5 protein-coding genes are annotated in these 2,198 nt (G+C 25.8%); all 5 read left to right on the top strand.

Features of this window, described 5'->3' with window-relative positions; all coding sequences use genetic code 11:
* The coding region (locus tag BGS43_RS03130) for a phage antirepressor KilAC domain-containing protein (protein ID WP_180753339.1) at positions 1–429 on the top strand (429 nt) is incomplete at its 5' end.
* 52 nt (positions 430–481) lie between these two features.
* The gene (locus BGS43_RS03125) at positions 482–769 is read left to right on the top strand and encodes a YopX family protein (RefSeq protein ID WP_002787279.1); all 288 of its coding nucleotides are present in this window, start codon (positions 482–484) and stop codon (positions 767–769) included.
* Positions 770–825: 56 nt separating this feature from the next.
* Positions 826–1,089, top strand: a complete 264-nt coding sequence (locus BGS43_RS03120) for a hypothetical protein (RefSeq protein WP_002787281.1) — start codon at positions 826–828, stop codon at positions 1,087–1,089.
* Entirely contained in the window at positions 1,055–1,285 is a 231-nt protein-coding gene (locus BGS43_RS03115; RefSeq protein ID WP_002787283.1) for a hypothetical protein, read from the top strand. Before BGS43_RS03120 ends, BGS43_RS03115 begins: the two co-directional genes overlap by 35 nt.
* Before the next feature lie 137 nt (positions 1,286–1,422).
* A complete protein-coding gene (locus BGS43_RS03110; RefSeq protein WP_002912337.1) occupies positions 1,423–2,190 on the top strand; it encodes a hypothetical protein in 768 nt (255 codons plus the stop codon).
* The last annotated feature ends 8 nt before the right edge of the window (positions 2,191–2,198 follow it).

The raw sequence follows: 2,198 nt of genomic DNA, 5'->3' as shown, positions 1-2,198 counted from the left end.
AAACAAAGTTATAAACCGCTTTCATTAAAAGAAAGTTTGCAAATGCAATTAGAACTTTTAGAGAGAAATGAAAAGCTTCAAATTGAAAATGTAAATTTAAAAAATGAAGCCAAAGAAAACGCACCACTTATTCACTTTGCAAATCGTATAAAAGATACTAATGATGCTATTTTAATAAGAGATTTCGCAAAAATACTTTATGAAAAAAATAAAATTGAAATTGGCGAGAAAAGACTTTTTAAGATCTTGCGTGAAAAAGGATTTTTAATGAGTGATAATAAACCTTATCAAAAATACATCGAACAAGGACTTTTTAAGGTAAGTGAAACGACTGTTAGCACCATCAACGGCGATAGACTTGTAAGCACGACAAAAATAACAGGTAAAGGGCAAATAGCCATTTTAAAAGAGATTTTGAAAGCAAGTTGATATAGATTTAAGCGAATATGGAGACAATGAAACTTTTAAAGATGAAATTCAAATGCCAAGCGATAGAGTTGAAATAGAACTATTTACAGGATTTTACGATAAAAAAGGAAATAAGATTTATGAAGGAGATATTTTATATTCTTTTGAAGGTTGTTCTGAAGATGAAGCTTTTAAATATAAAGTTGTTTTTAAAGAAGGAGCTTTCTATTTAGTTGAATGTGGTGATGATGGTGAAGAATGGGATGAAGATTTACTAAGTGAATTTTGTTTAGAAGAACTAGAAATTGTGGGCAATATCCACGAAAATGCGGAATTATTAAATGAAAATAAACCATCTTGATTTATTTAGTGGCATAGGTGGTTTTGCTTTTTGAACTAATAAAATAAGGTTTAAATATGGATAAGAATTTAAAAAAAATTACAGAATTAAAAATAAAATGTAAAAATTGCGATACAAAAATCATTACAAAAATAGGTAATGTTATTAAAACTTGTCCGCAATGTGGAATAAAGTTTATAGATGAAAATTTAGGATATAATCTCTTTGAAATTTTAACTGAATTGTTCAAAAGTGTTAGCAAAAATAAAAATGCAGAATTTTATTTTGTTTGTAAAAAGGAATGTGATGGAACAAGAAATCGCCAAGATAAAAAAGTTTAAACTAGAGTGCAAAAATTGTGAAACGCAAATCATTATAGATACTCACAATAGTATTAAAAATTGTCCTGTGTGTGGATTGAAATTTTATGACAATTTAGAAAGTCCTTTTGAAAATTTACACGAACAAATTCTTTTAATCAATAAAAATAAGAATGTAAAAGTTTATTTTGTTTGTGAGGAAAAAGAAAAGAGGTAATATAATGCAAAGCAATAAGACTTTAGGCGAAAAGCTAAAAGATAGCATAGATTTAGCTGATAAAGAAGCTATAAAGCAAAGCGTAGGTTTTGTTTTTTCTTTGGCTAATAAGATTTTTTAATTTAAAAGGAGAATTAATGACAGAAGAGAAAGAAAATATTGTTAATTTTAAAATAAAAATTATCCATGAAGAAAACATAGAACTTGGGATAATGGCTAATTCTTTGTTAAGTTTTCAAAAATTAATGGATAGTTTTATATCAAAAGAGCACGGTATAACACAAAGTAAAATTTTTTTAGAAAAAGTTGAAACTGGTAGTGATATATATTCTTTGGTTTTTGAAATAGCAGGAGAAGTTTTGCCTATTATTGCACCTATTCAAGCATTAAATGAATTTATAGAACTTATCATATCTTTTAAAAATATCAAATCAAAAAGTATAGAAGAAATAGAAGAAAATCCGCATTTTACTAAGTATAATGCCAATAATTTAAAAAATATATTTGCACCCGTTACTATAAATCAAAATACTTTTTTTATCAATCATAAAGGTGAAGAACTTTTGAGAATAAATAGTGATGAAGCTAAGCTTATTTATGAAAATGCTAATTACATTTGCGAAAAAAAGGAAATTGAATATCAAAAGATACATGAAAATGCTTTGATAACGATGTATAAAACTACAAATAAAATAGACAATAAAACAAAACATAAGGCAAAGTGCGATGCTTTAAGTCCTTATGCGGTTGATGTTAGTTTTAGTGATGAGAAAATAGCCGAAGAAGTTTTGAAAAATCCTTATGGATTTAATTTTTTAGTAGATTTAGAGTATTATAAAAACGATAAAAATAAAATTATTTTATATAGAATTTTTAACATAAAAGATAAAATATCTTTAGAATAAAAGAAAGG

This window comes from Campylobacter sp. 110 (genome assembly GCF_002383965.1).
Lineage (GTDB): Bacteria > Campylobacterota > Campylobacteria > Campylobacterales > Campylobacteraceae > Campylobacter_D > Campylobacter_D coli.
The sequence above is the reverse complement of the archived record's forward strand: the minus strand, read 5'-3'. Positions and strand labels throughout refer to the sequence as shown.

What these genes read in the sequence shown, in the direction of transcription:
- BGS43_RS03125 (WP_002787279.1), top strand. Translation starts at nt 482, where the DNA reads ATGCCAAGCGATAGAGTTGAAATAGAACTATTTACAGGATTTTACGAT.
- BGS43_RS03120 (WP_002787281.1), top strand. Translation starts at nt 826, where the DNA reads ATGGATAAGAATTTAAAAAAAATTACAGAATTAAAAATAAAATGTAAA.
- BGS43_RS03115 (WP_002787283.1), top strand. Translation starts at nt 1,055, where the DNA reads ATGGAACAAGAAATCGCCAAGATAAAAAAGTTTAAACTAGAGTGCAAA.
- BGS43_RS03110 (WP_002912337.1), top strand. Translation starts at nt 1,423, where the DNA reads ATGACAGAAGAGAAAGAAAATATTGTTAATTTTAAAATAAAAATTATC.